Genomic DNA, 26435 nt, shown 5'->3' with positions numbered 1-26435 from the left:
AGTAAGTCGAGGTACATTATTTACCAAGCACCAAGAAAATATCAATTGAGATAACTTCAAGGTATTAATATTGCTTTAGAGAAAGTTAAATGGGCACGCATTTTTAATCTAGTGGCCATTAATTGACTTTTTTTGGACTTTGTTTGGACTTTGTTTGGACTTTTTTTAGTTCTGCATTTAATCCTAGTTGCGTTAGTTTAAACGCTTGTTTAAACTACTTGTATTAATTTGTTGATCACACTAGAACTACGGCGTTATTTACCTATGAGCACGAAGAATAAAATATTAGATGCAGCAGAAAGTTTGTTTGCAAATAAGGGTTTTAATGGTACCTCTCTACGTGAAATAACCGGTCAAGCCGATGTGAACTTAGCTGCGGTTAATTATCATTTTGGCTCGAAGAAAGAACTAATTAAAGCGGTTATGTCTCGTTACATGAATGAGTTATCTCCGCGTTTAGAAAGTGCTTTAAGACAAGTCTGTGAAATAGAAGCACCTAACCTAATTGATGTGTTTTCTGCTTTTATCGATCCGCTATTATCCTTAAACAAGTTTAAAGACAATGGTACCAGTAATTTCTTGCAGCTTTTAGGCCGAGGTTATACTGACAGCCAAGGTTTTTTACGCTGGTTTTTAACCACTCAATACCCAGGTGTTATTGATAATTTTGTTTTAGCGGTACAAAAATCCTACCCAGAGCTAAGTGCTGAAGAGATGTTTTGGCGTTTACATTTTACCATGGGCACAGTGGTTTTTACCATGTCTTCGAGTGACGCTTTGATTGATATTGCTAAAAGTGATTTCGATCGTGATCTGCAAATTTCAGATGTTATCCGTAATGTTATTCCCTATGTTGCGGCCGGTGTTGGCGCACCTATGCCCTTGAAACGTTAAGTTGTGCTCAGCTGAGTTAGCTAAAATATAAGATAAACATTACACAGATTTTGTTACAGGGTCCTTAGCAGGCTTATTATTTAATAGCTTCAGCATCTTTGTTTATGCGTGCTAATTAGGTAAAGTAGCCGTATCTTAATATTGTAAAGTGTTGTTATGGGTCCAGTCATGTTTGATGTGCAAGGCACATCATTGTCTCAAGAAGATAAAGAAATACTTCAACATCCACTGATCGGTGGATTAATCTTTTTTACTCGAAATTATCAATCACCAGAACAAATGGCTGACTTAAGTCAGCAAATCCGCATGGCAGCTAAAAAGCCTATGTTATTAGCGGTTGATCATGAGGGTGGTCGTGTACAACGCTTTCGAGAGGGTTTTTCTTTAATCCCGGCTATGGGTAAGTTATGGCGAATGTCAGAACAAAACCTCGCCTTAGCAAAAGAACTCGCTAAACAAAGTGCGATTCTGATGGCATTGGAAGTGCAAGCGGTCGGTATAGATATCAGTTTTGCGCCCGTATTAGATATTAATAACATTAGCGACGTTATTGGTGATAGAGCCTTTCATCAAGAACCCGATTACGTCACTGAACTAGCTGAGGCATTTATTAGTGGCTTACATCTAGTGGGTATGAAAGCAACCGGTAAGCATTTTCCGGGTCATGGCAGTGTTAAAGCCGACTCTCATATTGATTTACCCATTGATACACGCACAAGCGCTGAAATTTTCCAACAAGACTTAATGCCATTTAAGCAACTTATTAACAAAGGAAAAGTGGATGCCTTGATGCCTGCACATATTATTTTCCCCGATGTTGACAGCAAAGCAGTAGGTTTTTCTCGCTATTGGCTACAAAATATTTTACGTGAACAACTCGGTTTTAATGGCGTGATTTTTAGTGATGATTTATCCATGCAAGGCGCGGCAAGTATCGGTGGTTATATTGAACGCGCTGAGGCAGCACAAGCAGCAGGTTGCGACATGCTATTGTTATGCAACAACCGTGATGGCTGTGTAGAGGTGCTTGATAATGCTAATATTTCAACATCGTTAGTGGGTAGTGAAAGGCTTAATAAACTGCTGAAAACGCCAGATAAAAACACTAATTGGTCAAGGGTTAAAGAAAATGTAGTCTGGCAACAAGCGAGCCAATACCTTAACCAGTATCGTTGATTTTTAGCTACTCATGTAGCTGTTTAAATTACAAAGCAATAAACTTAAATAATAAAGAATATTAACCAAATATCAAAATAAAAATATAATAATAAAAATATTGGATAAATTTATGAAACTCACTAAACAGCTATTCATCCCGTTAGCTCCTGTTTTAGCGGTAATATTTCATTTTACTTTGCAAGCTATTGGCCTGGACAGTAAAGCCTCTATCGCTGCGGCTATTACGCTATTAACGGTTATTTGGTGGGTCACCGAAGCACTGCCTATACCTGCCACGTCATTAGTGCCTTTTGCCTTGCTGCCCCTATTTGGCATTGTCGATCATAAAGTGGTCGCATCCGCGTTAGGTAGCCACGTAATTTTGCTCTTAATGGGCGCTTTTATGCTGTCAAAAGCCATTGAAAAAAGTGGCGCACATGAACGGTTAGCGGTTTACATGGTGCGCTTGGTGGGCGTTAATAGCGGCAGGCGAATGGTCTTTGGCTTTATGTTAGCGAGTGCACTATTAAGTATGTGGATATCCAACACCGCCACAACCTTAATTATGTTACCTATTGCCTTGGCTATTCTAAAACATATTGATAATCAAGATCTTAAAGTAGCACTGATTCTTGGTATTGCCTATGCAGCAAGTGTGGGTGGTGTTGCGACCCCGATAGGAACGCCGCCTAATGTGATCTTTATGGGCATTTATGAAGAACAAACCGGCATTGAATTTGGCTTTTTAGAATGGATGAAAATTGGCGTACCTATTGTGGTACTTGCTATTCCAATTATGGCCTTTTGGCTCACCAGAAATGTCAAACTTGAACAAGCGGTACACTTACCGGTATTAGGGCCATGGCGCGCGGAAGAAACACGCACTTTGTGGATTTTTGGTTTAACTGCATTAGCATGGATCACACGTAAAGAACCTTTTGGTGGTTGGAGTGGCGCCTTAGATATTGAGATAGCAGGTGATAGCACTGTCGCTTTATTTGCTGTGGTGTTGATGTTTATTGTGCCCAACGGTAAAGGCTCACGCTTACTCGATTGGGACAGCGCTAAAACTATTCCCTGGGGTATGTTATTGCTATTTGCTGGCGGTATTGCCTTAGCTAAAGGTTTTGTTGCTTCAGGTTTAAGTGATTTATTGGGCGAGTGGTTAGCGTCATTTGCTCACTTACCGGCAATTATCATGATTGTTACTATTTGTTTGGTGGTGACTTATCTAACAGAAATAACCAGTAACACAGCAACAGCCACATTACTGATGCCCATTTTAGCGGCAGCGGCTATTGCCTCTGGTTATGATCCTAAAGTGTTAATGATACCTGCGGCGATATGTGCCAGTTGTGCGTTTATGCTACCTGTGGCAACAGCGCCTAATGCCATCGCTTATGGCACCGGTGAAATACAAATTAAAGAGATGGTAAAAGAAGGGGCCGTGCTCAGTTTTATTATTTCTTGCTTAGTGGGTATTACTTGTTACTTGTTATTGCTCTAATAGCCTTTAACGTCAAATTTAAATACTCGCGTTATGACCTTGGGTTATAACGCGAGTATGATAAAAAACGGTTAAAACATTTTCTCTTTTTGCAAACGTGCTAATAAAACAATAGCAAACGCAGCACTATAAATACCAAATATAACTAGCATAACTTGTGGCATGGTAAAGCCTAAGAATTGCCAGTTAATATCACCGCAGTCGCCTGTCGCTTCAAACAAGGTCGGTAACCATTGATGTAGTGGCGCCCAAGTTGGGAAGTTTGGTATAAACTCACAACTAAATAAAAACGACATGGTTGATGATTGCATGTCGACATGTTCTAAAGCAATGATGAAGCCCCAAATAGCCCCAGTAGCCCATAAACCATAAGCGGCAATACGTATTAATACAAATTGACAACCTAAAGCCCCAACGACACCGGCTAAAAATATCCCCCAGATGGCGGTGCGCTGATAAATGCACATAATGCAGGGTTCAAGCCCCATCACATATTGAAAGTAGAGTGCGATTAATTCAAAACATAAGGCACTAACAGCGAGCAATTGCCAAGCTCGTTGATTTAAAGATAATTGGCTTAAGAAATTCACGACATATCGCCCATGATTGATTATTTAAGTAATATTGCTAGATATGCTAACAATAACAATAATAAAAAAGCGCCACAAGGGCGCTTTTGTTAAATTTTATATCAGCTTATAACTTGAACAAAACTTATTAGTGACCACCAGGGGCACTAGTTTCAGGCTTTGCACTGTGATGCTGAATAATATTTTCATCATAAAAATACTGGGTGTATTTCGTTAACTGTCCCGTTGAGATAGCCAGTAAACCAACGATAGTTAACACTATGGTATAAGGGAACGCCATAATAACCATACGACCATAAGATAAACGAATTAATGGCGCTAGTGCTGAGGTTAATAAGAACAAGAACGCTGCTTGACCATTCGGTGTTGCCACACTGGGTAAGTTTGTACCTGTGTTAATTGCCACCGCTAATAAATCAAACTGGTCGCGGGTAATTTGGCCAGCCATTAGTGCTTTTTGAATCTCTGTAATGTAAACCGTACCAACGAATACATTATCACTTACCATAGAAAGTAAGCCATTTGCCAGATAGAACATAACAAGCTGCATGTTACCTTCAAAGGTTAACACCCAAGTAATAACAGGCGTAAATAAACCCTGATCGACAATAACAGCAACTATCGCGAAGAACACAGCTAATAGAGCAGTAAAAGGTAGCGCTTCTTCAAAGGCATGGCCAATTTGATGCTCTTCAGTAATACCCGTAAAAGCAGTGGCTAGAATGATGACAGATAAGCCAATCATACCAACGGGTGCTAAATGTAATGCCAGACCAACAATTAACCAAACGGCAATCGCACCTTGAATAATCAGTTTGGCATTATCAAGCTTATTACGTTTTTTACTTTCTGCAATATCGTAGTCGTTCAACACATTGTAAACATTTTCTGGTAAAGCAACGCCGTAACCAAACCATTTTATTTTCTCTAAAAGTACACAGGTTATCATACCAGCAAAAAACACTGGAATAGTTACTGGTGACATACGAATAGCAAACTCAAGGAATTCCCAGCCGGCTTGTTGACCAATAACTAAGTTTTGTGGCTCACCAACTATGGTACATACACCACCTAAAGCGGTACCCACACCAGCATGCATCATTAAATTACGTAAGTAGCCGCGAAACTGCTCTAAATCAACACGAGAGTATTCAGCTAATTCATGGTCACTGGTATGATCGTGGTCAACTTTAATATCTTTACCCGAAGCAACCTTGTGATAAACAGAGTAAAAACCAATAGCGACACTTATAATTACAGCAATTACGGTAAGCGCATCTAAGAAGGCCGACAAGAAGGCCCCAGAGAAACAAAACAGTAAAGACACCATCACTTTGGAACGAACTTTAGTGACTATTTTAGTGAATAAAAATAGTAACAAGCCTTTCATAAAGTAAATGCCGGCAACCATAAAGATTAATAATAAGATCACTTCAAAGTTTAAGATCATCTCATGCATGACTTGATTTGGACTTGTCATACCTATGGCAACTGCTTCAATAGCGAGTAAGCCACCGGGTTGTAAAGGGTAACATTTTAGTGCCATTGCTAGAGTAAATATAAACTCAACAACCAATGCCCAACCGGCAATGTAGGGGTCGACAACGAAAAATAGTAATGGGTTGATTACTAAAAATGTAATTATTGCGATTTTGTACCATTCTGGCGAATTGCCAAGAAAGTTTTTATAAAACGCATTCATGAATGATTGCTGCATGATGAACCTTTTGAAAATTAAGAGCTAGGGTTAGTGTGACTTAAACGTTTTTTAATTATTTTTTTTAATTATTTTTATAAATTTAAGAGTTCAAGAGTTTAAGCGTTAATTGAACTATTGTAAATAAGTCAGATCAAGCTTGTTGGGTATTGAAAAGGACCTTTAGGGCAGTAAATGTAATTTTCGCATCAAGAAGTACGCTTTAAAAAGTGGCAAAGTCAGCAGGTATAAGAAAAACTTTTGATTTTAGAATACTTAAAAAATAGCGATAAAGCTAAGGTGAATTTAACATGGCAGCTTTAGGGGATATTGGTTTATGATTAGCGCCAATGAAGTTGAGCGTTTGATGCATCTCGCACTCATAGGTATCAAAAATTTTACTAAAATAGCTTTAAAAATTAATTTAACTACTTAGTTGCTATATAGTCGCTTTATAGTTGTTATAGAAAAAAAGTACTGTTATCAGGCCGATGTTTGAACGGCTTTATCTGCTGATTCATGCACTTGATTATATTCTGAAATAGATGTTAGTATTTCCATTTTTACTAAGTTAGATTATTGCTTGAATCATTAAAGGTGTGTTTTTAATTACATCTGTGAACAAATTATCACCTTAACTTTTGGTTTTATTGTTAAGGCCCCGTGAAGTGTTTTGACTAGATTTTTGTCGGTTTATATACAATAGCTAGCTAAATTTATTGCCTGTATACAGATTAATAGATTGGGCTCTTGAGGAGAAAATGGCTAGCAGGAAAACCAATGAAGCTACTTTTAAACACAATACATTCAACAAGTTATTCAATAATATTAAAATCATAATTTTTAACCCTTAGCTTTAAGCTGATTACTTACCAAGGATCTGTTAAATCACCTTAAGTCCTATTGCCAGTCTTTTAGACTTGGTATAGTTCACTAACGTAAAAAAGACATTACATATTGTTTTTATAGACCTTTAATTTTTACTATTTAATATGAGACCTTTTTATGCTTAAAAAATTTAATAAGTTATCCATTGTTTATCAATTAACAACGATTGTTTTTATTATTACATTGGCAGTTTTTTCGCTATTAACACTTTATGTTTCTTATGACACCAGTAGAGGCGCAATTAAAGGCGTTGAGCAACAACTGAATCGTGAATTAAAGTCGATATCAGGAAATTTTGAATTTTTTCATGAGACCTTAGAACAAAGGACCAGTCAGTTAGGTGATATTTTCTTTAATATGTTTTCAAGTGATCTGAGCATTGATATGGCTAATATTAGCCGAGTAGGTAACTTTGATGTGCCGACATTAATGCATGGCGATAAAGCAATTAACGGCAATTTTTCATTACCCGATGAATTCACCAAAATGACCGGGGGAAGTGCGACTATATTTATGAAATACAATGATGACTTTATTCGTGTTTCTACTTCTTTACGTAAAGAAAACAATGATAGGGCTTTTGGTACCTTGTTAGGTAAAAGTCATCCTGGTTATTCCACTTTAATGCAAGGTAACACCTATAAAGGACCTGCCTTTTTATTTGGTCGTAACTACATGACTAAATATATTCCTTTTAAAGATGTCAACGGTGCGGTTATAGGAATTATGTATGTTGGTTTTAACTATACGGCATCACTAGCAACATTTAAGGAAAAATTAGCTAAAATTAAGTTTGGTGATACGGGTTATTTGTATGCAATTTCAGCTAAAAAAGGCCCTAAGCAGGGAACTCTAGTTATTCATCCTTCCATTGAAGGAAAAAATCTTGTCGCAATGGAAGATGCGTCAGGCAAAAAAGTTTTTAAAAAATTACTTGATGGTGATTCAGGTGTTATGCATTACCAATGGAATAATGCCCAAGGACAGGCCCAGGATAAATTAGTTGCCTATAAGCATGTTAATGGCTGGGACTGGGTTATTGCTGCAGGAAGTTATACCGATGAATTTACAAAGGAAAGCGTTTCACTGCGTAATAATTTAATTGCAATGACCATTTTGAGTGCGTTGGTTATTTTGGCGCTAGTTTATCTTTCGTTAAAGCATTGGTTGAAACCCTTAAATGCCATTGCTCAAAGTTTGAAACTATTGGGACAAGGAGATCTCAGAACGCGTGTTACGGTAGAAGGCTCGGAAGATTTTGAAGATACCTCTAATGAAATACAATTTTTAGCGGGTCATTTAAATAAAATGGCGCAAGAATTTTCAATATTAATTAACAGTATTTTAAGTTCAGTTGATCTGATGGGCATTGCCTCAGAACGTGTCGCAGCGGTTGCTGCACAAACACGACAAGGAGCGGGTCAACAGTTAGATGAAGTAGATCAAGTTGCAACGGCCATAAATGAAATGGCCGCAACAGTGCAAGAAGTAGCATCAAGTGCGGTTACTGCCGACTCCCTAACGAAAGAGTCAAATGATCATGTTCAACGAGGTAACTTGGTTGTTAATAATGTCGCAAGTTCTATTCAAGACTTAGCTATTCAAGTTGAAGAGTCGGCAACAGCGATTGAAGCGGTTGAAAGTGAAAGTAAAAGTGTTGAAACTGTTTTAGAGGTTATTCGAGGGATAGCAGAGCAAACTAACTTACTTGCTTTAAATGCAGCGATTGAAGCTGCAAGAGCCGGTGAACAAGGTCGAGGGTTTGCTGTAGTTGCTGATGAAGTGAGAACACTGGCGCAAAGAACACAGACATCAACGGCTGAAATTCGTGTGATAATCGAGCGATTGCAACATAGCGCCACACAAGCGGTAGAAAAAATGCAATTAGGTCGAGACAAGGCCAGAAGTAGTGTTGAAGAAGTATCAAAAGCCGATGACGTACTCAATCAAATAACTGAATCTGTTGCGTCTATTTCTCAGATGACAGCCCAAATAGCGGTTGCGACTGAAGAGCAATCACGAGTAGCAGAAGATGTGAATCAACGTGTGGTAAATATTCGTGATATATCAAGCGAAACCTCCAATGGGGCAAACGAAATGCTTGAGTCAACATCACAAATGCAAGGTGCGGTAAAACAATTACACACCAAGACAACACGGTTTACAGTCTAAATTATTTAATAAATTGAGCTAGCCTGTAACAATTTTGTGTAACTGCCAGTTGTAAATAAAGTGCTTAAAACGGTCTTCGAATTCAATCATAAATCGATTCAAGGCCGTTTTTTAGTTTTTGTTATAGGGCGTTGTAAATACAAAGGATGCTGCTATGAAAATTTTTGGCATTTTATGACTACTTATTAGCATCACTTAAAAAACAAAGCACACCAATTATAATATGGCATAGCTACATTTGTTGTGTGGCTAGCAATAAAAAATCAAGTATAAATAAACAATAAAAACATAGCTTTATTTTTCGATCAAACGAATTAACTACTATGCCCAGAGTAATAAAATCACTACGCTAGTAATGATTAAAGCCATCCCCAAGAACTCTATTAAGGATATTTTTTCTTTAAATATTCTATAGGTAATAAACAAGGTGATGAAAAACTCAACTTGCCCTAATGCTTTGACATAAGCCGCATTTTGAAAGCTTGCTGCGGTAAACCAACCGATAGAGCCTATTACGCTGGTTACGCCAACAAACAAACAAATACGCCAATACTTAACCATTAACCCTAATTGATTTTTGTCTTGAAAATAGACATAAACAAAAGATATGACTGATTGAACCGTGATCATAAATACTAAGGTGACCGCAGCACTGAGTAGTAAATCGGTTTCTAATGCTAAACTTGATTGCCTTATCAGCAATGTTGTTATGGCTAAACCTAAGCCAGCAGCAAGGCCAAATCCAGCGCCCGGGTTACGAAATACATCGTCAAAAGTAAATTTTACTTTTGAAACGAGTAAAACACCGACAACACCAACAGCAACAGAAAACCACCCTAAATAAGTTAAACTTGTTGAAAAGAGTAAGGCGCCAACAACAGCAACTAGAATAGCCTCTGTTTTTGCTAAACTAGAAGCGACTGAAAAATTACGATATTTAAAAGCAATAACTAAACAAACTGTGCCAATGATTTGGGCAAAACAAGCGATCAGTGCATATTTTAGGAAGTTTGGATTAATTGTTGGCATGTCTAGCTGGCGATATTCAAGTATCCACCATAGATACAACCAAGCAAAAGGTAGCGCATATAAGTAGCGAACACCGGTATTTGCCATGGCATTTAGGTGGCTTGAAAGCTGCTTTTGTCCGGCGGTGCGAATGGCTTGCATAAGCGCCGCTAATAAAGTGAAGTAAATCCAAATGTCCAAAAAAATTCCTAAATATTATTGTATGCTGTTTAATAAATAAAAAGCACGATACAGCAGTTTACCCTATTGGTTAAGTCGCAGTACCGTGAAAGTGAGCGTATGGCTTTTATTTCGTTCCATAGACAAAAATGAGTGAGTAATGAGCGGCTAAAGTAACTTTAAATGTTCCCGTTTTATTTTTTATTACTATCTGTTATGCTCTTATCAAACCTAAGCAGTTTTGATGTGAGGACGACCTCACCGCTCTATTTATATCAGAGGACGACCTCTATATTATTGAGTGCTTACATGTCTTGGTTTATCTTATTTATTGCAGGAACCTTAGAAGCTGGCTGGTTAGTTGGTCTTCAAAAATCCGAATCTTTTACGAAACCCTATTATATCATCTTTGCAATTTTCTCTATGACACTTAGTTTAGTGTTATTTTCAGTTGCTTTAAAAGAAATTCCTATTACTACAGCTTACATTGTTTGGTTGGCTGTTGGTGCATCATCCATCTCTATCATAAACCATTATTTTTTTGAACAACCAATCACTATTCAGCAATTATGCTGTTTTTGCTTAATATTTATTGGCGTGCTTGGCTTAAAAATATCTAATTAATATAATCAACAAAGTGAGTAAATAAATATGTCTGGTGAAATCGATCTAAAAAAACTAATTGCTGCAATGACGCCCCTTCTTGCTGAAACAGAATATGTTTTTGGCACGCTTGATACTAATAGCTATGAACAGCTAGCCCAGTTAGAACCTATTGGTACGTTTCAAGAAAAAGAAGGATTAACGGTTATCGTTAAAAAAGAAAAAGCGGAGGAGTTTAATATTATACATTCAGGTACGTTTAAATGTATCACTTTAGCTGTACATTCTAGCCTTGATGCTGTTGGTTTAACGGCTGCTGTTGCAACCAAATTAACGCAATCAAATATTAGCGCAAATGTTATTGCGGCGTATTATCATGATCATATATTTATTGCATCACAAGATGCCGAAAAAGCATTGGCTTGTCTAAATGAACTTGTCCTTCAGGAACAATAATAAGATAAGCCAAGTTATGTGTTTATCAGTAAAATTTGCTGGGTAGTCGCTCAAACTTGACCTGAGGCTTTTAGATATCAGGGCTTAACTAAACCTGCCGGTGACGTTTACTTTAAGCACTTTAAGCACTTTAAGTGATGTCACACGGCGAAAATATAAGCTTGTCGGGTAATTTTTGGGATTGTAAACAAGTATAAGGTCTACTTTATGCTTGGCAATAATATATCGCCCATAGATTGCCAAAACGTCTGTATATATCTTACGGCATAGCCTATAAACACATTTACTGGAAGCTAATATTGAATGTGTTTATAGGCTAAACAAAATATCGCTTCTAATAATATACTTCACGCCTTGAGTAATCATTTGAGAGCTATGTAAGCAATGTAATGGATGCGTACCATGTGGAAAACATAAAACACCACCAACCTGTGTGCGAACACCTTTTAATTGTGCATTGTTAGGGGTTCTAGCAGGGCGTGTAGGATCACTTTTATCCACTAAAAATTGTGTTTCTCCACCGGTAAATTCGTCACTTAGAAAAATCAAAAAGGAGTATAAACTATAGCGGTCGCCAAAAGCATCGGTAACGGGTTTTTCATTAACTATTTTACTGCCTGGCCATGCACCATCGGTATGAGTGGAAAAATAGTCACCTTTTTTATAACGATAAAAACGAAAACGTTGATTTAATCCTAATGGTATTTTACCCGCAAAAGGAGGGGTACTTTCTACCTTGACTAATGGAGCTACTCGCGACCAAATAAGTCGTTCAGTGCTTGTATCTACAATACAACTTAGGTTCATGTTATGGCGAATATTACGGCCTAACGATACCGCCGCATCTTCTGTATATCCCATGCTTTCGGTCGCATCAATTAATGCTTGGCATTCTTCTGCGCTTAATACATTTAATAACTGGAAAGCGCCCGGTACACCTGCAATTTCGCTGCGAGTAACAACTTGCGACGCTGCATGAGTAAATTTAAATGGGTTTTCTTCTCGGCTTGCCCATAACGGAATGTTACTGGCTAAACTGCCTGATTCATGGGCAGCAATATAAAATGGATGAGTATTAATATCCATCATTTTGGTGGTACCGCTTGTATTTCAATCATTAAATTCTCAGGAGCACGTACAAAAATTTGTACTTTTGATGAGTCAGAGGCTTGTTTGATAGAATAGTGTAAATCTAGCGATGAAATTCTGTCCATAACATCCTTGTAGTTATCACTGAAAAAACTAATATGGTGAACAATATTTTGTTCAGTTGCGTTGTGTTTACTAGGCTGTGACTGACCAAAAATATGGATAACATCTTTATCTCCAGCAAACAGAAAATAACCATCAAAAGAAAGCTTTGCTCTAGTACCTACTTTTACATCCAATAGAGCAACCAAAAAATCTCTCATTTTTTCAGGATTTTTAGCGCTTAATGAAATGTGATCAAATTTAATATTCATTTATATTCCTATTTAGCTACAACTTAATTTTGAATCGTCAAAAAACCATTCAATTTTAGCCATATGAGTGTGACATCATCAAGTGCTTTATTTTCACAAAAAATTTGATCATCAAGCTCAGCTATAATGTCATTTGAAAAACGTAAAGCAGCTAATGTTTTCAATTGTGCTTTGCTCAACCATTGCTTGCTACTTCAAATCCTATGTGGTTTAAAATATGGCTAACTAATGACGCGGCAACATGATGAAAAGATAAAGTAATGACACCTAGAGTGAGCTTGTTTGATACCTTACTTTTCATTAAATTTTCCGAATAAGGTATTAACTATAACAAGGTGCTAACTATAATCAGGTGAAAGACTAAAAAGGTTTTATAAAATGTTACAAAACCTTTGGTAACTACTTAATAAAAATAGTGCTTAAACGATTACGGTCATTTCATTTAAAACAAACTCTTCAACACAACCTTCTGTTGCCGCCATATAATCAGCTAAATGCTGGTTAGCCATATGTGTTTGCCAAAGTTCACGTGTTTGCCAGTTTTCGTAAAACATAAAATGTGCCGGGTTTGCATTGTCTTGATGTAAGTCATAATTGATACAACCAGCTTCAGCACGAGTGATGTCAATTAGCTTTAAAAGCTCTGTTTTAACTAAAGCAATTTTATCTGACTTTGCTTTGATGTTTACTACTATGCTTAAAGTTGTCATATTAATTTCCGTTGTCTTTTTAATGCGTTTAATTGTTGTTAACGTTTTTAAATAGTTACTTTTTAAAGGCTTTTAAAAGCCTTCTAACACTATTTTTCCGATTGATTTTCCTGATTCAAGCTCTGCATGAGCAGCTCTTAAATTTTTGGCATTAATAGTGCCTAAGTTTTTGCCCACCGTGGTTTGGATATGACCTTGGTCAATCAAGTCAGAAACTTTATTAAGTAAGCGGTGTTGCTCGCTCATATCAGTAGTTTTAAACATAGAGCGGGTAAACATAAACTCCCAATGTAGTGACAAACTTTTTAATTTAAGTTTGCTGATATCAAGGGATTTTGGATCGTCAATTAAGGCAATTTTACCCATAGGCGCTAACAACTCAACATAGCTATCTAGGTATGAATCTGTGTGAGTTAAACTGGCAACGTGTGTTACCTGGCCAATATTTAATTGTTCAATTTGAGCCGTTAATGGTTTGGTATGATCGATAACATGATCAGCACCCAATTTTTTCACCCACGTTGCTGAACTTTCACGAGACGCAGTTGCGATAACGGTTGCACCTGTGAGTTTATTCGCTAATTGAACTAAAATTGAGCCTACACCACCGGCAGCGCCAACAATCAAAATAACCTCGTTTGACTGTTCTTTTGAGTCTGGTTGTTGCTGTTTTATGGCTAAACGTTCAAACAATAATTCCCAAGCCGTTATTGCCGTTAGCGGTAACGCAGCGGCTTCGCTATCAGATAAGCTTTTCGGTTTATGACCAACGATTCGCTCATCAACTAACTGATATTCGGCGTTACTGCCTTGGCGATTTAAATCGCCTGCATAGAACACCTTATCACCAGATTTAAAGTGGCTAACTAATTCACCTGTCGCGACGACTTCTCCTACAGCATCCCAGCCGAGTACTTTGTATTCACCTTCTTCTGGTGCAGCATTCTGACGTATTTTGTAATCAACGGGATTAACAGCAATCGATGAGACTTTTACTAATAAGTCAACCCCTGACGCGGTAGGCTGTGGTAATTCAATATCAATTAAAGAGGCTGAGTCGTTAATAGGTAATGATTTAGTGTAGGCAATTGCTTTCATGTTTTTCCCCTAAGTATGTTTCAATTAATCGTTAAGTTATCTTCGCAGTAATATTAGGCCTTGCTTGATAATAAAGAAACTGCATAATGATTGAATCTTTATCAAAATATTTTTGACAATCATGTTATTAGAAGATCTTAATGTTATTTTAAAAGTAGCTGAATTTCGCAGTATTACCGCAGCAGCAGCGAGCTTAGATATGAGTACAGCCACGGCCAGTGCGGCAATTAAACGTGTTGAACGTGCACTTGACGTTGAACTATTTATCCGAACAACTCGGCGCTTAAGGCTGTCTATTGCGGGTGAAAGATACATTCCCCATTGTGAACAAGCATTACAAATGCTCGACCAAGCTAAGCAAAATGTTAAAGACGACTTAGATATTATTGATGGTGATTTAAGAATATCAGTACCGTCTGACTTAGGTCGGCATTTAATTTTGCCTTGGCTTGATGAATTTATGCAAACGCATAAAGGGGTTAGTGTAAAACTTCATATTAGCGATAGTAATATCGATTTTTATCGTGACCCGGTTGATATCGCGCTACGTTATGGCTCACCAACGGATGCTAATTTATATGGTTTCAAAATTTGTAATGTGCCGCGAGTACTTTGTGCAACACCTAAGTATTTAGAAAAAAATGGTACCCCTAAACATCCTCATGATTTAACCACACATAATGGTCTATTATATCAATTGCATGACATGCTTCATGATGTTTGGGCGTTTTCCCAGCAAGGTAAAATTATTAAAGTAAAAATGCAAAGTAATCGTACGTCAAATGACGCTGAACTGGTTAGACGATGGTGCGTGAGCGGTAAAGGGATAGCGGCGAAATCTAGTTTAGATATGTCAAATGATTTGCTTTCAAATAAGATTATTCCAATATTAACCGAATTTACCCTTAACCCGACTGAGTTATGGCTTATTTGCCCAAGTAGACAAACCATTACCCCAGCCGTTAGATTACTTAGGGAGCATTTGAAAATGAAATGTGCTGAGGTACATAGTCAACTTATTGATAAAGGGATTGTAACTAAGGCAGATGTTGATGAGCGGAGTCAGTTTAGTGTGTAAATGTTATGCTCTCAATGTGACATTTCAACAAAGTGCTCTGAAAGAGGCTGTAACAGATTTTGTGTAACTGCCAGTTTTAAATAAAGCATAAAAAATCAAATCCAAAGTATACATCGTATTTAAAAGCTAATGTCCGTTCTGTGGCTTGAGTGAAGATTCACCCAATCCCCCAAACGACTTGATTTTTGGCACTAATATTTGTTAGTGCTAATGTTCCCTTGGTGGGCAAAGCGGAAGTTAGACACTTATTAATCCTAATGTCCGCTTCAAGGCTCATTGCCCACAGTGGAGTTCAAATTTTGGATGTTAATCTTGAGGCTATACCTGACACTTTCTCTATCATGTTTGTTTGAATCTCCAAAGCGGACATTCAAATAACCGAGATCAACTTAAATTTAGAGTATTAAATCCATGGTGTTTTCGCCCCCCAAAAAGGAAATTATACAATCGAAATACATTTAAAAAGGTGTCCAAATTAACTGTACCACTACAATTGTCTTAGGTTTGAAATTCTAGGTATAACTCTCATTCAAAGAATACAGACATGTACAGCATTAAGAATAATATACCGTGCGATTGCGCCCTTCTTCTTTTGCTCGATAAAGCGCAATGTCTGCTTGTTTTACCATCTCATCAATATTTTTACTTTCAGGGATAATATCCGTACAGCCAATACTTACACTTAATGATAAACTTTCGCCCGTTGATAAAATAATCGATATAGATTGAATACTATGACGAATATTTTCTAAACGCTTTATGCCGTTTTCTTTCGTCACATTTTTCAATATTAAAGCAAACTCTTCACCGCCTACTCTGCCTAAAATATCGGTATCCCGGGTATTATTATTCATCAATCTCGCTATCTTCACTAACACTTCATCACCCATATCATGGCCGTAGGTGTCGTTGACTTTTTTAAAGTAATCAATATCTATAACAGCTAAAAAAAACGATGATTTCTGCTTGATTACCTCATAGAGTGCAAGCTTTGCTTTACTGTAAAACGAGCGACGATTAGCAAGTCCGGTTAAAGCGTCAGTCATTGCCATTTCAGTAAGGTTGTGTTCGTGATCTTTTCGTTCTGTAATATTACGTTCGATAGCGGCAAAATGCGTAACCTTGCCATATGAGTTCTTTAATGGCACGATATTTAGTTCGATCCAATACTCGTTACCATGTTTATCGTAGTTATATATTTCATCTAACACTTGTTCGCCTTTACAAAGATGCTGATAGATTTTTTCTCTCATTTCACTGCTAGTTTTCGGACCTTGTAACATCCGTGGTGTATTCCCCAAAGCCTCTTCTTCACTATACTTAGTTAATGTAGAAAATGCCTTATTCACATAAATAATCTCTGGGCCACCATTACGTAGTTGTTCTGCTTTAGTGACCATCACAATATCATTAGCATTGTGAACAATTTGCTCAAACGGAATGGTTTCTTTCTGATTACTAACGTTGGTAAAAGTCACAATAATTTGTGTAACCTCTCCATGTTTATTTAGATCAGGATATGCATTACTAAGTAACCATGTGTAATCGTTTTTTTCTGGATTGTAGATGCCAAATTCAAAATTATCAATGGCAGATTTGCTATTCAGAACTTGTACTGCTGGATATTTTTCAAGAGGAAGTGGTTCGTGAAAGCTATCCACTAATAGCCATTGTGGATCAGAGATTAATCTCCCAATCGTTTGATGTTCTTTTAATCCCAGAATTTTCAGTCCCAACGGATTAGCATACTCAATTTCTAAGTTTGGATTTAACACCGTTATACCAATAGGAAGTTTATCAAGCAATAATCCAGTATTTAAGGTGTCGTTCAACATAGAAAACCTCTAGAAATAATTTATTTATTTTAAGTTAAAAAATAACCATAACACAATAAGTAACATTAACTTATCTATTTAGAGACCTAAGTAAATTTCGACTATTGTTGTTATTTCTGCTGTAAATTTTAGTGATTCGACTTTCGGCAATGGTGGCTAAGCGGACTATTTATTGTGATAAATATGTGTCTAAATTAGGTCGGCAAAGTGGCATTAGTTACCGTTTCAATATGACTTACCACGGGCAGCCGTCGCACACTCCAAATCTGATTGAATATCACCTGACTGTCTACTGAGCTATAATAGCTGTAGTTCACTTACTTGAATATAGGGTTAAGCCATTCGGACTGATTTTATGCACAGTAAATGATGAATAGATATGAAAACCCAGTCGCCTTATACAATTCCCTTAAGTAGCCTTACTTATATAAAAGGCTAAAAGCTGCTTAAACAATACTAGCGGTAATCTGCTGCTAAATTTTAATGATAAAAACTCTCAATCTGTTATCGAATTCTTAATCTGTTATCGAATTCTCAACCTGCCTCGCATTCTAAACCTAAGTGGCACTAGTCAAAATTTATTATCAATTCTATTGCGCTTGTGTCCGTTGGATGTTCTGGTACAATCTGTTTCAATTACAGTCAACTTTAAGTGATGTGGAGCCACATGGTTATAAAAGCGAACAGCCCAGCAGGATTTGCCGAGCAGTATATTGTAGAATCTATTTGGAATGGTGGATTTCCACCGGGTACTATTTTGCCCGCTGAACGTGAATTATCAGAACTTATCGGCGTCACAAGAACGACATTAAGAGAAGTGCTACAACGTTTAGCACGCGATGGTTGGTTAACCATTAAACATGGTAAGCCTACAAAAGTTAATAATTTTTGGGAAACGTCTAGCCTTAACATTCTTGAAACGTTAGCGCAGCTTGATCAAGAAGGAATTCCTGATTTAGTGGATAATTTAATGTCGGCGCGTACCAATATTAGTGCGATATATGTCCGTGGGGCAATTAAGAATAATCCAGAAAAAACCATTGAATTATTGTCAGCCATTGAAGATGTTGAAGATACTGGTGAAGCGTTTGCAGAATTTGATTACAAGCTTAATAAAGACTTGGTTGTAGCCTCAGGAAACTCTATTTATTTATTGATTCTAAATGGTTTTAGAGGTTTGTATTCGCGTTTAGGTACTTTGTATTATTCTCATCCGCGCGGCCGTGAAATATCACGAAATTATTATAAAAAACTGATTGAACTAGCTAAAGCGGGCCAATGCGACGAAGCTGTATTTGCGGTCAGAAAATATGGTATTGAGTCAGGTAAACTTTGGATTGAGCTAAAAGACGAAGTATTAAAAGAACTTGCTGAATAAATAATAACCAAGCAGCAATAAGCTGAAGTTAACGTTATTATGTAAAGCAAATCATGTAAAGTAAATCAGGCAACTAAATAGTTGCCTTTTTTTTTGCCAACTCATCTGGCTCTGGGCATTGCGCAATAATTTCGTCTACCCCGTACTTATTCTCTTGCAGCAGCTTTACATCAAACTTCCACAGGTAATATAAGTGCTTTAATACTTCATCTTTAGAGTCAGCGAGTGATATTTTTTGGTGCGGAATATAGCGTAAAGTTAATGAACGATCGCCACTGACATCGGCATGAAAAATTTGGATATTTGCTTCTAGGTTACTTAAATTGTATTGGTCAGATAACATAGTTCGAATTTGTTGATAGCCACTTTGATTATGAATAGCGCCCACTTCAATATAGTTCTTATCACTGTCATCGTGTAAATGAAATAGTTTAAAATCTCGCATTAATTTTGGTGATAAAAATTGGCTTATAAAGCTTTCATCTTTAAAGTTTTCCATAGCAAAATGCACAGTATCAAGCCAATTACTGCCGGCTATTTCTGGAAACCAAAGCTTGTCTTCCTCGCTTGGATTTTCACATATCCGCCTAATATCCATAAACATATTAAAGCCTAGCGCATAGGGATTTATACCTGAATAATAGCGGCTGTTATAGTCAAGTTGTGCAACCACATTAGTATGGTTATGTAAAAACTCCAGCATGAAGGTATCTGTTACTAAGCCTTCATCGTAGAGATGATTTAGGATAGTGTAGTGCCAAAAACAAGCCCAGCCTTCATTCATCACTTGCGTTTGCTTTTGAGGGTAAAAGTACTGAGAAATTTTTCGGACAATGCGTACTAATTCTCGTTGCCAAGGTTTTAATAGCGGGGCATTTTTCTCGATAAAATAAAGGATATTTTCCTGGGGCTCGGTTGGAAAAGTTGCCTTGATTTTTTTGCCTTCTGTCTCATTATCTGCACCAATTCGCCACAACATGTTTACTTGTGACTGCAGATAAGTCTCACGTTCTTCTTGACGTTTTAGTTCTGCTTCCATTGATATTTTTTGTGGTCGTTTATAACGGTCAACACCATGATTCATTAGGGCATGGCAAGCATCAAGGCAAGCTTCAACCTCGTCAATACCATGTTTATTTTCGCAGTCAGCAATATATTTTTTAGCAAACAGTAAGTAGTCAATAATCGAGCTCGCGTCTGTCCATGACTTAAATAAATAGTTACCTTTGAAAAATGAGTTATGCCCATAACAAGCATGTGCCATAACAAGGGCTTGCATCGCCATGGTGTTTTCTTCCATTAAATACGCAATGCAGGGGTCTGAGTTAATAACAATTTCATAAGCTAAGCCCATTTGTCCGCGTTTATAGGTTTGCTCGGTTTGAATAAACCTCTTACCAAAGGTCCAATGATTATAACCAATAGGCATGCCGACACCCGCGTAGGCGTCCATCATTTGCTCGGCGGTGATCACTTCAATTTGGTTCGTGTAGGTATCTAAACGATAATGTTGCGCAACACGCTCAATTTCACTTTGGTATTGTTCAAGCTTATTAAATGTCCAGTCACTGCTATCGTCAAGTGGTTTACGTTTAGTCATAAAAGCTCCAATGTATTGAATTCCTAAGCGGCTTGTACTTTTTTTCTTTTGAATAAGGCTCTAAATACCGGATAAATATCTGCTACTGTTTTAATGTGCTCAATTGAAAAAGCATCATCGGTATCAGCAAGTTGAGCATATTGTTGCCATAGGCTTTGATGAGCACGCTGAGATATTTCTATATAACTAAAGTATCGGGTTTTTGGCAGTATACTTTCGCGCATTAATTGCTGGCAGTGCGGAGAGTCATCGGCCCAATTATCGCCGTCAGACGCTTGAGCGCCATAAACATTCCATTCTTTTTCATTATAGCGCTGTGTCATTATCTCAATCATTAGCTCTAAAGCACTTGATGCGATGGTACCGCCAGTTTCTTGCGAATAAAAAAACTCATGTTCGTCAACTTCTTTTGCTTGGGTATGGTGACGAATATAAACCACGTCGATGGTTTTATAAGTACGCGTTAAAAATAGGTATAAAAGAATATAAAAACGTTTAGCAATATCTTTAGTGGCTTGATCCATCGAACCTGAGACATCCATTATACAAAACATCACCGCTTTTGATGTTGGCAGCGCTTGTTTGGCGTAATGACGATAACGTAAATCAAAGGAGTCAATAAAAGGGACTTTACTGATTTTCTCTTTAAGATTGCCAATGGCCGTAATAAGTTTATGTTTAGCTAGAGTGTTATCGTGTCTATCTTGCTCTAGCAAGGTTAACTCAGCTTCGAGTGTTTTAAGTTTACGGCGTTTATCCGCGGTCATGGCAATTCTGCGCGCTATTGAGCCTTGTAATGATTTCACAATATCGATATTGGAAGCGGCGCCTTCAGCGCAATAACCCGCACGCACCGTTTTATAATTAGTGACTTTATCTAACTTATTTTTTTCTAAGTTAGGCAACTCTAAATCTTCAAAAAGTAAATGTAGATATTCATCTTTGGAAATAGTGAAGACAAAGTCATCATCGCCTTCGCCAGAATCACTTGCATCACCTTGGCCGCCTTGCTCTTGCTCTTGCTGTTGTGGTGGCCGAGCAATGTGATCGCCACTGGTAAACTGGTCGTTACCTGGATAAACGCGGTCTTTAATGCCACCACTACCTTGATGAAAAACTGGCTCATTTAAATCTTTTTTAGTGATGGTAATATTTTCACCACTGGTTATATCAGTGACGCCACGTTTATTGACCGCCTCAGAAACAGCCTGTTTAATTTGGCTTTTATAACGTCTGATAAAGCGCTGTCGGTTGACCGTGCTTTTGTTTTTACTATTTAATCGCCTATCGATAAAGTTTGTCATTTATGCTCCTTACTTAGAGGTACTAAGTACAACCTAAGAAGATTTTCTAACGCGTAAATACCATTCAGAAAGTAATCTGACTTGTTTTTTTGTGTAGCCCTTAGTCATCATGCGTTCAACGAAATCATCATGCTTTTGTTGATCATCGTTGGAGGTTTTATTGTTAAATGAAATCACAGGCAATAAGTCTTCGGTATTTGAAAACATTTTTTTCTCAATAACGGTGCGCAATTTTTCGTAGCTAGTCCATAAAGGATTTTTACCATTATTATTGGCTTTTGCACGCAGGACAAAGTTAACAATTTCATTTCTAAAATCTTTTGGATTACTGATCCCCGCAGGTTTTTCTATTTTTTCTAGCTCATTATTCAGTGCTTCACGGTCAAATAGTTGCCCGGTTTCAGCATCACGATATTCTTGGTCTTGGATCCAAAAATCAGCGTAAGTCACATAACGATCAAATATATTTTGGCCATATTCAGAATAGGACTCTAAATAAGCGGTCTGAATTTCTTTACCGATAAACTCAATATATTGTGGTGATAAGTAACCTTTGATAAAGGCTAGATAACGCTCACTGATCTCTTTGGGTAGTTGCTCTCGTTCTATTTGCTGCTCAAGTACGTAAAACAAATGCACCGGATTTGCCGCCACTTCTAAATGATCAAAGTTGAAAACACGAGATAATATTTTAAAGGCAAAACGTGTTGAAAGCCCTGACATACCTTCGTCAATACCGGCATAATCTCGATACTCTTGATATGACTTTGCTTTGGGGTCGGTATCTTTTAAGCTTTCGCCGTCGTACACGCGCATCTTAGAATATATGCTTGAATTTTCTGGTTCTTTTAAGCGTGAAAGCACTGAGAATTGGGCTAAGGTTTCTAAGGTGTCTGGTGCGCATTGGGCATGATTTAATTCACTATTTTCTAATAGTTTTCGATAAATTTTTACTTCTTCAGAAACGCGCATACAGTAAGGTACTTTGACAATATAAACTCGGTCTAAAAAGGCTTCATTGTTTTTATTGTTTCTAAAGGTTGTCCATTCAGACTCATTGGAGTGGGCCAGTAAAATACCATTAAATGGCAGGGCGGAAAGGCCTTCGGTCGGATTGTAGTTACCTTCTTGTGTGGCGGTTAAAAGCGGATGTAATACTTTAATAGGTGCCTTAAACATTTCAACAAATTCCATTAATCCTTGATTGGCACGACATAAAGCACCTGAGTAACTATAGGCATCAGGATCATTCTGGGCAAAGTGCTCTAATTGGCGAATATCTACTTTACCGACCAGCGCAGAAATATCTTGGTTGTTGTCATCCCCAGGCTCTGTTTTAGCCACGGCAATTTGGTCAAGAATGGAAGGATAAATTTTTATCACTTCAAATTTTGCTATATCACCTTTGAACTCGTGCAAACGTTTTGCAATCCAAGGTGACATGATGGTACTGAGGTAACGTGCAGGTATATTGTATTCTTGTTGCAATATCTTTCCGTCTGCATTGGCATCAAATAAACAAAAAGGATGATCATTGACTGGGCTGCGTTTGCCGTTTGCACTCAGGACATAAATTGGCTCTTGCTGTATTAACGCTTTTAACTTTTCAGCCAATGACGACTTACCGCCACCAACGGGGCCAAGTAAATAGAGAATTTGTTTCTGTTCTTCTAAGCCTTGTGAAGCGTGAGTTAAATAGGCCACAATTTGCTCTATGGCTTCCTCCATTCCATAAAAATCTTTAAAAGCGGGATAACGGGCAATAACCCGGTTGGAGAAAATTCGGCTTAAACAGGGCTCATTTGAAGTATCTATCATGTCTGGCTTGCCAATGGCTTTTAACAAACGCTGCGCTGCGCTAGCATAGGCCATAGGATCATGACGACATAGACTAAGAAAGTCTTGAATTGAATAGCACTCTTCTTGTGCTTCGTCGTAACGTGATTGGAAATGTTGAAATATACTCATAACCGCCTCCAGAAGATAAATCGTTCAGGTTGGGCTGATAATGCGACTACTTGAGAAATGTTACTTATCAAACCCGACATAATACTGTGACTTTTTTTAGCATTACTGTTTTACTTAGTATATGTATAAGTCTAGATGTTAATTATGAAAGCGCTTAAATATTAGCGAAAAGAATTGTAACCAGAGGGTAGTAGTGAGGAAGCTATGTTATTGAATAGACGATCAACTTTAAGGTATGTTGATTGAAAAGGTGTATTGGTTGAATTTAAGGCAAATAAAAAGGCCAGCAATTAATGCTGACCTTTTAAATTGAAATTAATCTGCTTTAGCGATTAAGCGAAGTTTGCTGAGGCAAAATCCCAGTTCGCTAAGGCCCAGAAAGCTTCCATGTAGCTAGGGCGAAGATTACGGTAATCAATGTAGTAAGCATGTTCCCATAAATCTACTGTGATAAGTGGTGTAACACCTTCATCAGTAAGTGGCGTCGCAGCGTTTGATGTATTAACGATAGCAAGGCTGCCGTCAGCATTTTTAACTAACCACGTCCAACTTGAACCAAAGTTATTAATGGCGCTAGCAGTGAATTTTTCTTTAAATTCTGCAAATGAGCCAAAGTTTGCATCAATAGCTGTTGCTAATGCACCTGTTGGTTCGCCACCGCCGTTAGGGCTTAAGCTGTTCCAGTAGAACGTATGGTTCCAAATTTGTGCCGCATTATTGAAAACACCAGCTGTTGATGTTTTAACGATATCTTCTAAAGATTTTCCTGCAAAATCAGTACCTTCAATAAGACCGTTTAACTTTACAACATAAGTATTGTGGTGCTTACCATAATGAAACTCTAGCGTTTCTTTTGAAATATGTGGTACTAGTGCATCCATAGCATATGGTAGTGCGGGTAACTCGATAGTCATTATATTCTCCAGATAGTGATTATAAAAAATTATTCTTATGCAAATTTAAAGAGGTAGTTTGTTTTTCTAAAACCTAGTAAACTACTCAAGTATTAAAGCTTACATAGTTTACTCATGTATATAGGTATTACCATAGGTTTTATCAAGGCTATTATGTTTTAATATATAAGTTTTTTGCTTTAGTATTTATTGTTCTGTTTATTTTCATGAGTTTTACTTTAAGTACTGAGCACAATAAGTATTAATTTTTGAGGTTATTATGGATACGATCGAACGCATTAAAGAACAAATCAGTGAAAATAGCATCCTTCTTTACATGAAGGGCTCACCAAAATTACCTAATTGTGGTTTTTCTTCACAGGCTTCTCAAGCGTTGATGGGATGTGGTGAAAAATTCGCTTATGTTGATATCTTACTCAATCCTGATATCCGTGCTGAATTACCAAAATATGCTGATTGGCCAACGTTTCCACAACTATGGGTTGACGGTGAACTTGTTGGCGGTTGTGATATCATCATGGAAATGTATCAGCAAGGTGAATTACAAACCTTGATCACTGAATCTGCCGCTAAGCATGGCGCAGCAGAAAGTTCAGAATAACTATTGAATTATCACCTAACATCACCATATCAGGTGGAGTTAACATTAAGTAATTTAAATTTATTTTAAAAATTGGAGAATATAATGAGTGTATTAGTAGGTCGCGCAGCACCAGACTTTACAGCAGCAGCAGTTTTAGGATCAGGTGAAATCGTAGATAGCTTTAATCTTGCACAAGCCATTAAAGGTAAAAAAGCGGTCGTATTTTTCTACCCACTTGATTTTACTTTTGTATGTCCTTCAGAGTTATTAGCTTTCGACCACCGTATTGAAGAATTCAAAAACCGTGGTGTTGAAGTTATCGGTGTTTCTATCGACTCTCAATTCTCTCATAACGCATGGCGTAACACCGCAATAAACGATGGTGGTATTGGTCCGGTTCAATATACTTTAGTTGCTGATGTTAAACATGAGATTTGTAAAGCATATGATGTTGAGCATCCAGAAGCTGGTGTGGCTTTTCGTGCTTCATTCTTAATAGATGAAGAAGGCAATGTTCGTCATCAAGTGGTTAATGACTTACCGCTTGGTCGTAACGTTGATGAAATGATCCGCATGGTTGACGCTTTACAATTTCACCAAGAACACGGTGAAGTATGTCCTGCAGGTTGGAATAAAGGTGATAAAGGTATGACAGCGACGACAGAAGGTGTTGCTGCTTACCTTAAAGATAACGCCGATAAACTTTAACGGTTAAGTTAATTTATCAGTTAAAAAGCCGCTTTTAGCGGCTTTTTTTGTGGCTGAAATTTACTGAAAATTTAAAAAGGCATATAAAAGGCATATAAAAGCCATTGAAAAATAGCATTTTATAACTAAGCTAATATCGAGCTCGCTGAGAATTAATTTGTTTGGTATGAAAAAATCACTCTTTGTTACAAAGACTAGCTAATACTGCAAAGACCAGCTAAAAAATAAACTCACCAAGGAATGTTGATGTTTTATCCAAAATGCATTTATGAAAATCTGCCGTACGCTTATTTTTTAGTTTGTGGCTATTTAATTGCTTTTTACGATACTTGGCCTGTGTTTGTCTCTGTCGGTTTATTCTATCTGGCGGGTTGTGCGACTTTGGTCACGCGCTCAGGCTATCGTCGCCTTGACCGTTATAAAGCTAATGAAAAGCAGCCAAATAACAAAAACACTTTACCTGAATGGCTTTACGAATACCTACCTTATACCTACTTTGCTTTTGCTACGGTTATGTTATTAAACACCAGTTTACCCAGTTTACAGTTTTTAGCTTTTTTTTTAATGATGCTAGCATTAAGAAATTTGCTTTTCAGAGTTAACAATCGCCGAAAAGCAAAGTCATTATTTTAATTTTAGCCAGT

25 protein-coding genes are annotated in these 26435 nt (G+C 37.4%); 11 read left to right on the top strand and 14 right to left on the bottom strand.

Annotated features, from left to right (window positions below; all coding sequences use genetic code 11):
• Positions 1-264: 264 nt before the first annotated feature.
• From H4J41_RS14835 to H4J41_RS14825, 3 genes are all read left to right on the top strand, one after another.
• Complete coding sequence (locus H4J41_RS14835) at positions 265-894, top strand: TetR/AcrR family transcriptional regulator (protein WP_182135165.1); 630 nt, start codon at positions 265-267, stop codon at positions 892-894.
• Positions 895-1050: 156 nt separating this feature from the next.
• The gene (nagZ, locus tag H4J41_RS14830; RefSeq protein WP_182135167.1) at positions 1051-2070 is read left to right on the top strand and encodes a beta-N-acetylhexosaminidase; all 1020 of its coding nucleotides are present in this window, start codon (positions 1051-1053) and stop codon (positions 2068-2070) included.
• A 112-nt stretch (positions 2071-2182) separates the two neighbouring features.
• Positions 2183-3559 carry an SLC13 family permease gene (locus H4J41_RS14825; protein WP_182135169.1) on the top strand — a complete coding sequence of 459 codons (1377 nt, stop codon included), beginning with the start codon at positions 2183-2185 and terminating at the stop codon, positions 3557-3559.
• Between the two features lie 71 nt (positions 3560-3630).
• Here the strand turns inward: H4J41_RS14825 and dsbB are convergent, their stop codons facing one another.
• Positions 3631-4149, bottom strand: a complete 519-nt coding sequence (dsbB, locus tag H4J41_RS14820) for a disulfide bond formation protein DsbB (protein ID WP_182135171.1) — start codon at positions 4147-4149, stop codon at positions 3631-3633.
• A 127-nt stretch (positions 4150-4276) separates the two neighbouring features.
• Positions 4277-5866, bottom strand: a complete 1590-nt coding sequence (gene nhaB / locus H4J41_RS14815; RefSeq protein ID WP_182135173.1) for a sodium/proton antiporter NhaB — start codon at positions 5864-5866, stop codon at positions 4277-4279.
• 984 nt (positions 5867-6850) lie between these two features.
• On the opposite strand from nhaB, the gene H4J41_RS14810 reads away from it, so the two are divergent.
• Complete coding sequence (locus H4J41_RS14810) at positions 6851-8905, top strand: methyl-accepting chemotaxis protein (protein ID WP_182135175.1); 2055 nt, start codon at positions 6851-6853, stop codon at positions 8903-8905.
• Between the two features lie 321 nt (positions 8906-9226).
• Here H4J41_RS14810 and H4J41_RS14805 read toward each other — a convergent pair whose 3' ends face one another.
• A complete protein-coding gene (locus H4J41_RS14805; protein WP_182135177.1) occupies positions 9227-10114 on the bottom strand; it encodes a DMT family transporter in 888 nt (295 codons plus the stop codon).
• A gap of 288 nt (positions 10115-10402) precedes the next feature.
• Between H4J41_RS14805 and H4J41_RS14800 the strand changes: the two genes are divergently transcribed.
• Positions 10403-10717: a multidrug efflux SMR transporter gene (locus H4J41_RS14800; protein ID WP_182135179.1), complete on the top strand. Its 315-nt coding sequence runs from the start codon at positions 10403-10405 to the stop codon at positions 10715-10717.
• 27 nt (positions 10718-10744) lie between these two features.
• Positions 10745-11152, top strand: coding sequence for an ACT domain-containing protein (locus tag H4J41_RS14795; protein WP_182135181.1), 408 nt, complete (start codon positions 10745-10747; stop codon positions 11150-11152).
• Between the two features lie 309 nt (positions 11153-11461).
• Here H4J41_RS14795 and H4J41_RS14790 read toward each other — a convergent pair whose 3' ends face one another.
• The 6 genes from H4J41_RS14790 to H4J41_RS14770 form a co-directional block, all read right to left on the bottom strand.
• Entirely contained in the window at positions 11462-12241 is a 780-nt protein-coding gene (locus H4J41_RS14790) for an oxidoreductase (protein ID WP_259364455.1), read from the bottom strand.
• Positions 12238-12615: a VOC family protein gene (locus H4J41_RS14785; RefSeq protein WP_182135183.1), complete on the bottom strand. Its 378-nt coding sequence runs from the start codon at positions 12613-12615 to the stop codon at positions 12238-12240. Before H4J41_RS14785 ends, H4J41_RS14790 begins: the two co-directional genes overlap by 4 nt.
• A 23-nt stretch (positions 12616-12638) precedes the next feature.
• A complete protein-coding gene (locus tag H4J41_RS14780) occupies positions 12639-12794 on the bottom strand; it encodes a hypothetical protein (protein ID WP_182135185.1) in 156 nt (51 codons plus the stop codon).
• Positions 12791-12916: a hypothetical protein gene (locus H4J41_RS17645; protein ID WP_259364454.1), complete on the bottom strand. Its 126-nt coding sequence runs from the start codon at positions 12914-12916 to the stop codon at positions 12791-12793. The genes H4J41_RS14780 and H4J41_RS17645 overlap by 4 nt, the downstream gene beginning before the upstream one ends.
• Positions 12917-13034: 118 nt before the next feature.
• Positions 13035-13325 carry a putative quinol monooxygenase gene (locus tag H4J41_RS14775; protein WP_182135187.1) on the bottom strand — a complete coding sequence of 97 codons (291 nt, stop codon included), beginning with the start codon at positions 13323-13325 and terminating at the stop codon, positions 13035-13037.
• Positions 13326-13397: 72 nt separating this feature from the next.
• Positions 13398-14423 (bottom strand): zinc-binding alcohol dehydrogenase family protein, encoded by a 1026-nt coding sequence (locus H4J41_RS14770; RefSeq protein ID WP_182135189.1) that lies wholly within the window; start codon positions 14421-14423, stop codon positions 13398-13400.
• A 121-nt stretch (positions 14424-14544) separates the two neighbouring features.
• On the opposite strand from H4J41_RS14770, the gene H4J41_RS14765 reads away from it, so the two are divergent.
• Positions 14545-15501, top strand: coding sequence for a LysR family transcriptional regulator (locus H4J41_RS14765; RefSeq protein ID WP_182135191.1), 957 nt, complete (start codon positions 14545-14547; stop codon positions 15499-15501).
• A 554-nt stretch (positions 15502-16055) separates the two neighbouring features.
• Here the strand turns inward: H4J41_RS14765 and H4J41_RS14760 are convergent.
• A complete protein-coding gene (locus H4J41_RS14760) occupies positions 16056-17336 on the bottom strand; it encodes a sensor domain-containing diguanylate cyclase (RefSeq protein WP_182135193.1) in 1281 nt (426 codons plus the stop codon).
• A gap of 667 nt (positions 17337-18003) precedes the next feature.
• Between H4J41_RS14760 and fadR the strand changes: the two genes are divergently transcribed.
• A complete protein-coding gene (fadR, locus tag H4J41_RS14755; protein WP_182135195.1) occupies positions 18004-18714 on the top strand; it encodes a fatty acid metabolism transcriptional regulator FadR in 711 nt (236 codons plus the stop codon).
• Between the two features lie 73 nt (positions 18715-18787).
• Here fadR and H4J41_RS14750 read toward each other — a convergent pair whose 3' ends face one another.
• The 4 genes from H4J41_RS14750 to H4J41_RS14735 all read right to left on the bottom strand — a co-directional run bounded on the left by H4J41_RS14750 (position 18788) and on the right by H4J41_RS14735 (position 24500).
• Positions 18788-20314, bottom strand: a complete 1527-nt coding sequence (locus H4J41_RS14750) for a SpoVR family protein (RefSeq protein ID WP_182135197.1) — start codon at positions 20312-20314, stop codon at positions 18788-18790.
• A gap of 23 nt (positions 20315-20337) precedes the next feature.
• Positions 20338-21618, bottom strand: a complete 1281-nt coding sequence (locus H4J41_RS14745; RefSeq protein WP_182135199.1) for a YeaH/YhbH family protein — start codon at positions 21616-21618, stop codon at positions 20338-20340.
• Between the two features lie 33 nt (positions 21619-21651).
• On the bottom strand, positions 21652-23586 hold the full coding sequence (locus H4J41_RS14740) for a PrkA family serine protein kinase (protein WP_182135201.1): 1935 nt from the start codon (positions 23584-23586) through the stop codon (positions 21652-21654).
• A 332-nt stretch (positions 23587-23918) separates the two neighbouring features.
• Positions 23919-24500: a Fe-Mn family superoxide dismutase gene (locus H4J41_RS14735; RefSeq protein WP_182135203.1), complete on the bottom strand. Its 582-nt coding sequence runs from the start codon at positions 24498-24500 to the stop codon at positions 23919-23921.
• A gap of 259 nt (positions 24501-24759) precedes the next feature.
• Here H4J41_RS14735 and H4J41_RS14730 point away from each other — a divergent pair, with 259 nt between their 5' ends.
• The 3 genes from H4J41_RS14730 to H4J41_RS14720 all read left to right on the top strand — a co-directional run bounded on the left by H4J41_RS14730 (position 24760) and on the right by H4J41_RS14720 (position 26424).
• On the top strand, positions 24760-25101 hold the full coding sequence (locus tag H4J41_RS14730; RefSeq protein WP_220460862.1) for a Grx4 family monothiol glutaredoxin: 342 nt from the start codon (positions 24760-24762) through the stop codon (positions 25099-25101).
• A gap of 84 nt (positions 25102-25185) precedes the next feature.
• Positions 25186-25791 carry a peroxiredoxin gene (locus H4J41_RS14725; RefSeq protein ID WP_182135205.1) on the top strand — a complete coding sequence of 202 codons (606 nt, stop codon included), beginning with the start codon at positions 25186-25188 and terminating at the stop codon, positions 25789-25791.
• Positions 25792-26037: 246 nt separating this feature from the next.
• Positions 26038-26424, top strand: coding sequence for a hypothetical protein (locus tag H4J41_RS14720; protein ID WP_182135207.1), 387 nt, complete (start codon positions 26038-26040; stop codon positions 26422-26424).
• Positions 26425-26435: the final 11 nt, after the last annotated feature.

It is taken from the genome of Colwellia sp. MB3u-45 (assembly GCF_014077005.1).
Classification (GTDB): domain Bacteria; phylum Pseudomonadota; class Gammaproteobacteria; order Enterobacterales; family Alteromonadaceae; genus Cognaticolwellia.
The sequence above is the reverse complement of the archived record's forward strand: the minus strand, read 5'-3'. Positions and strand labels throughout refer to the sequence as shown.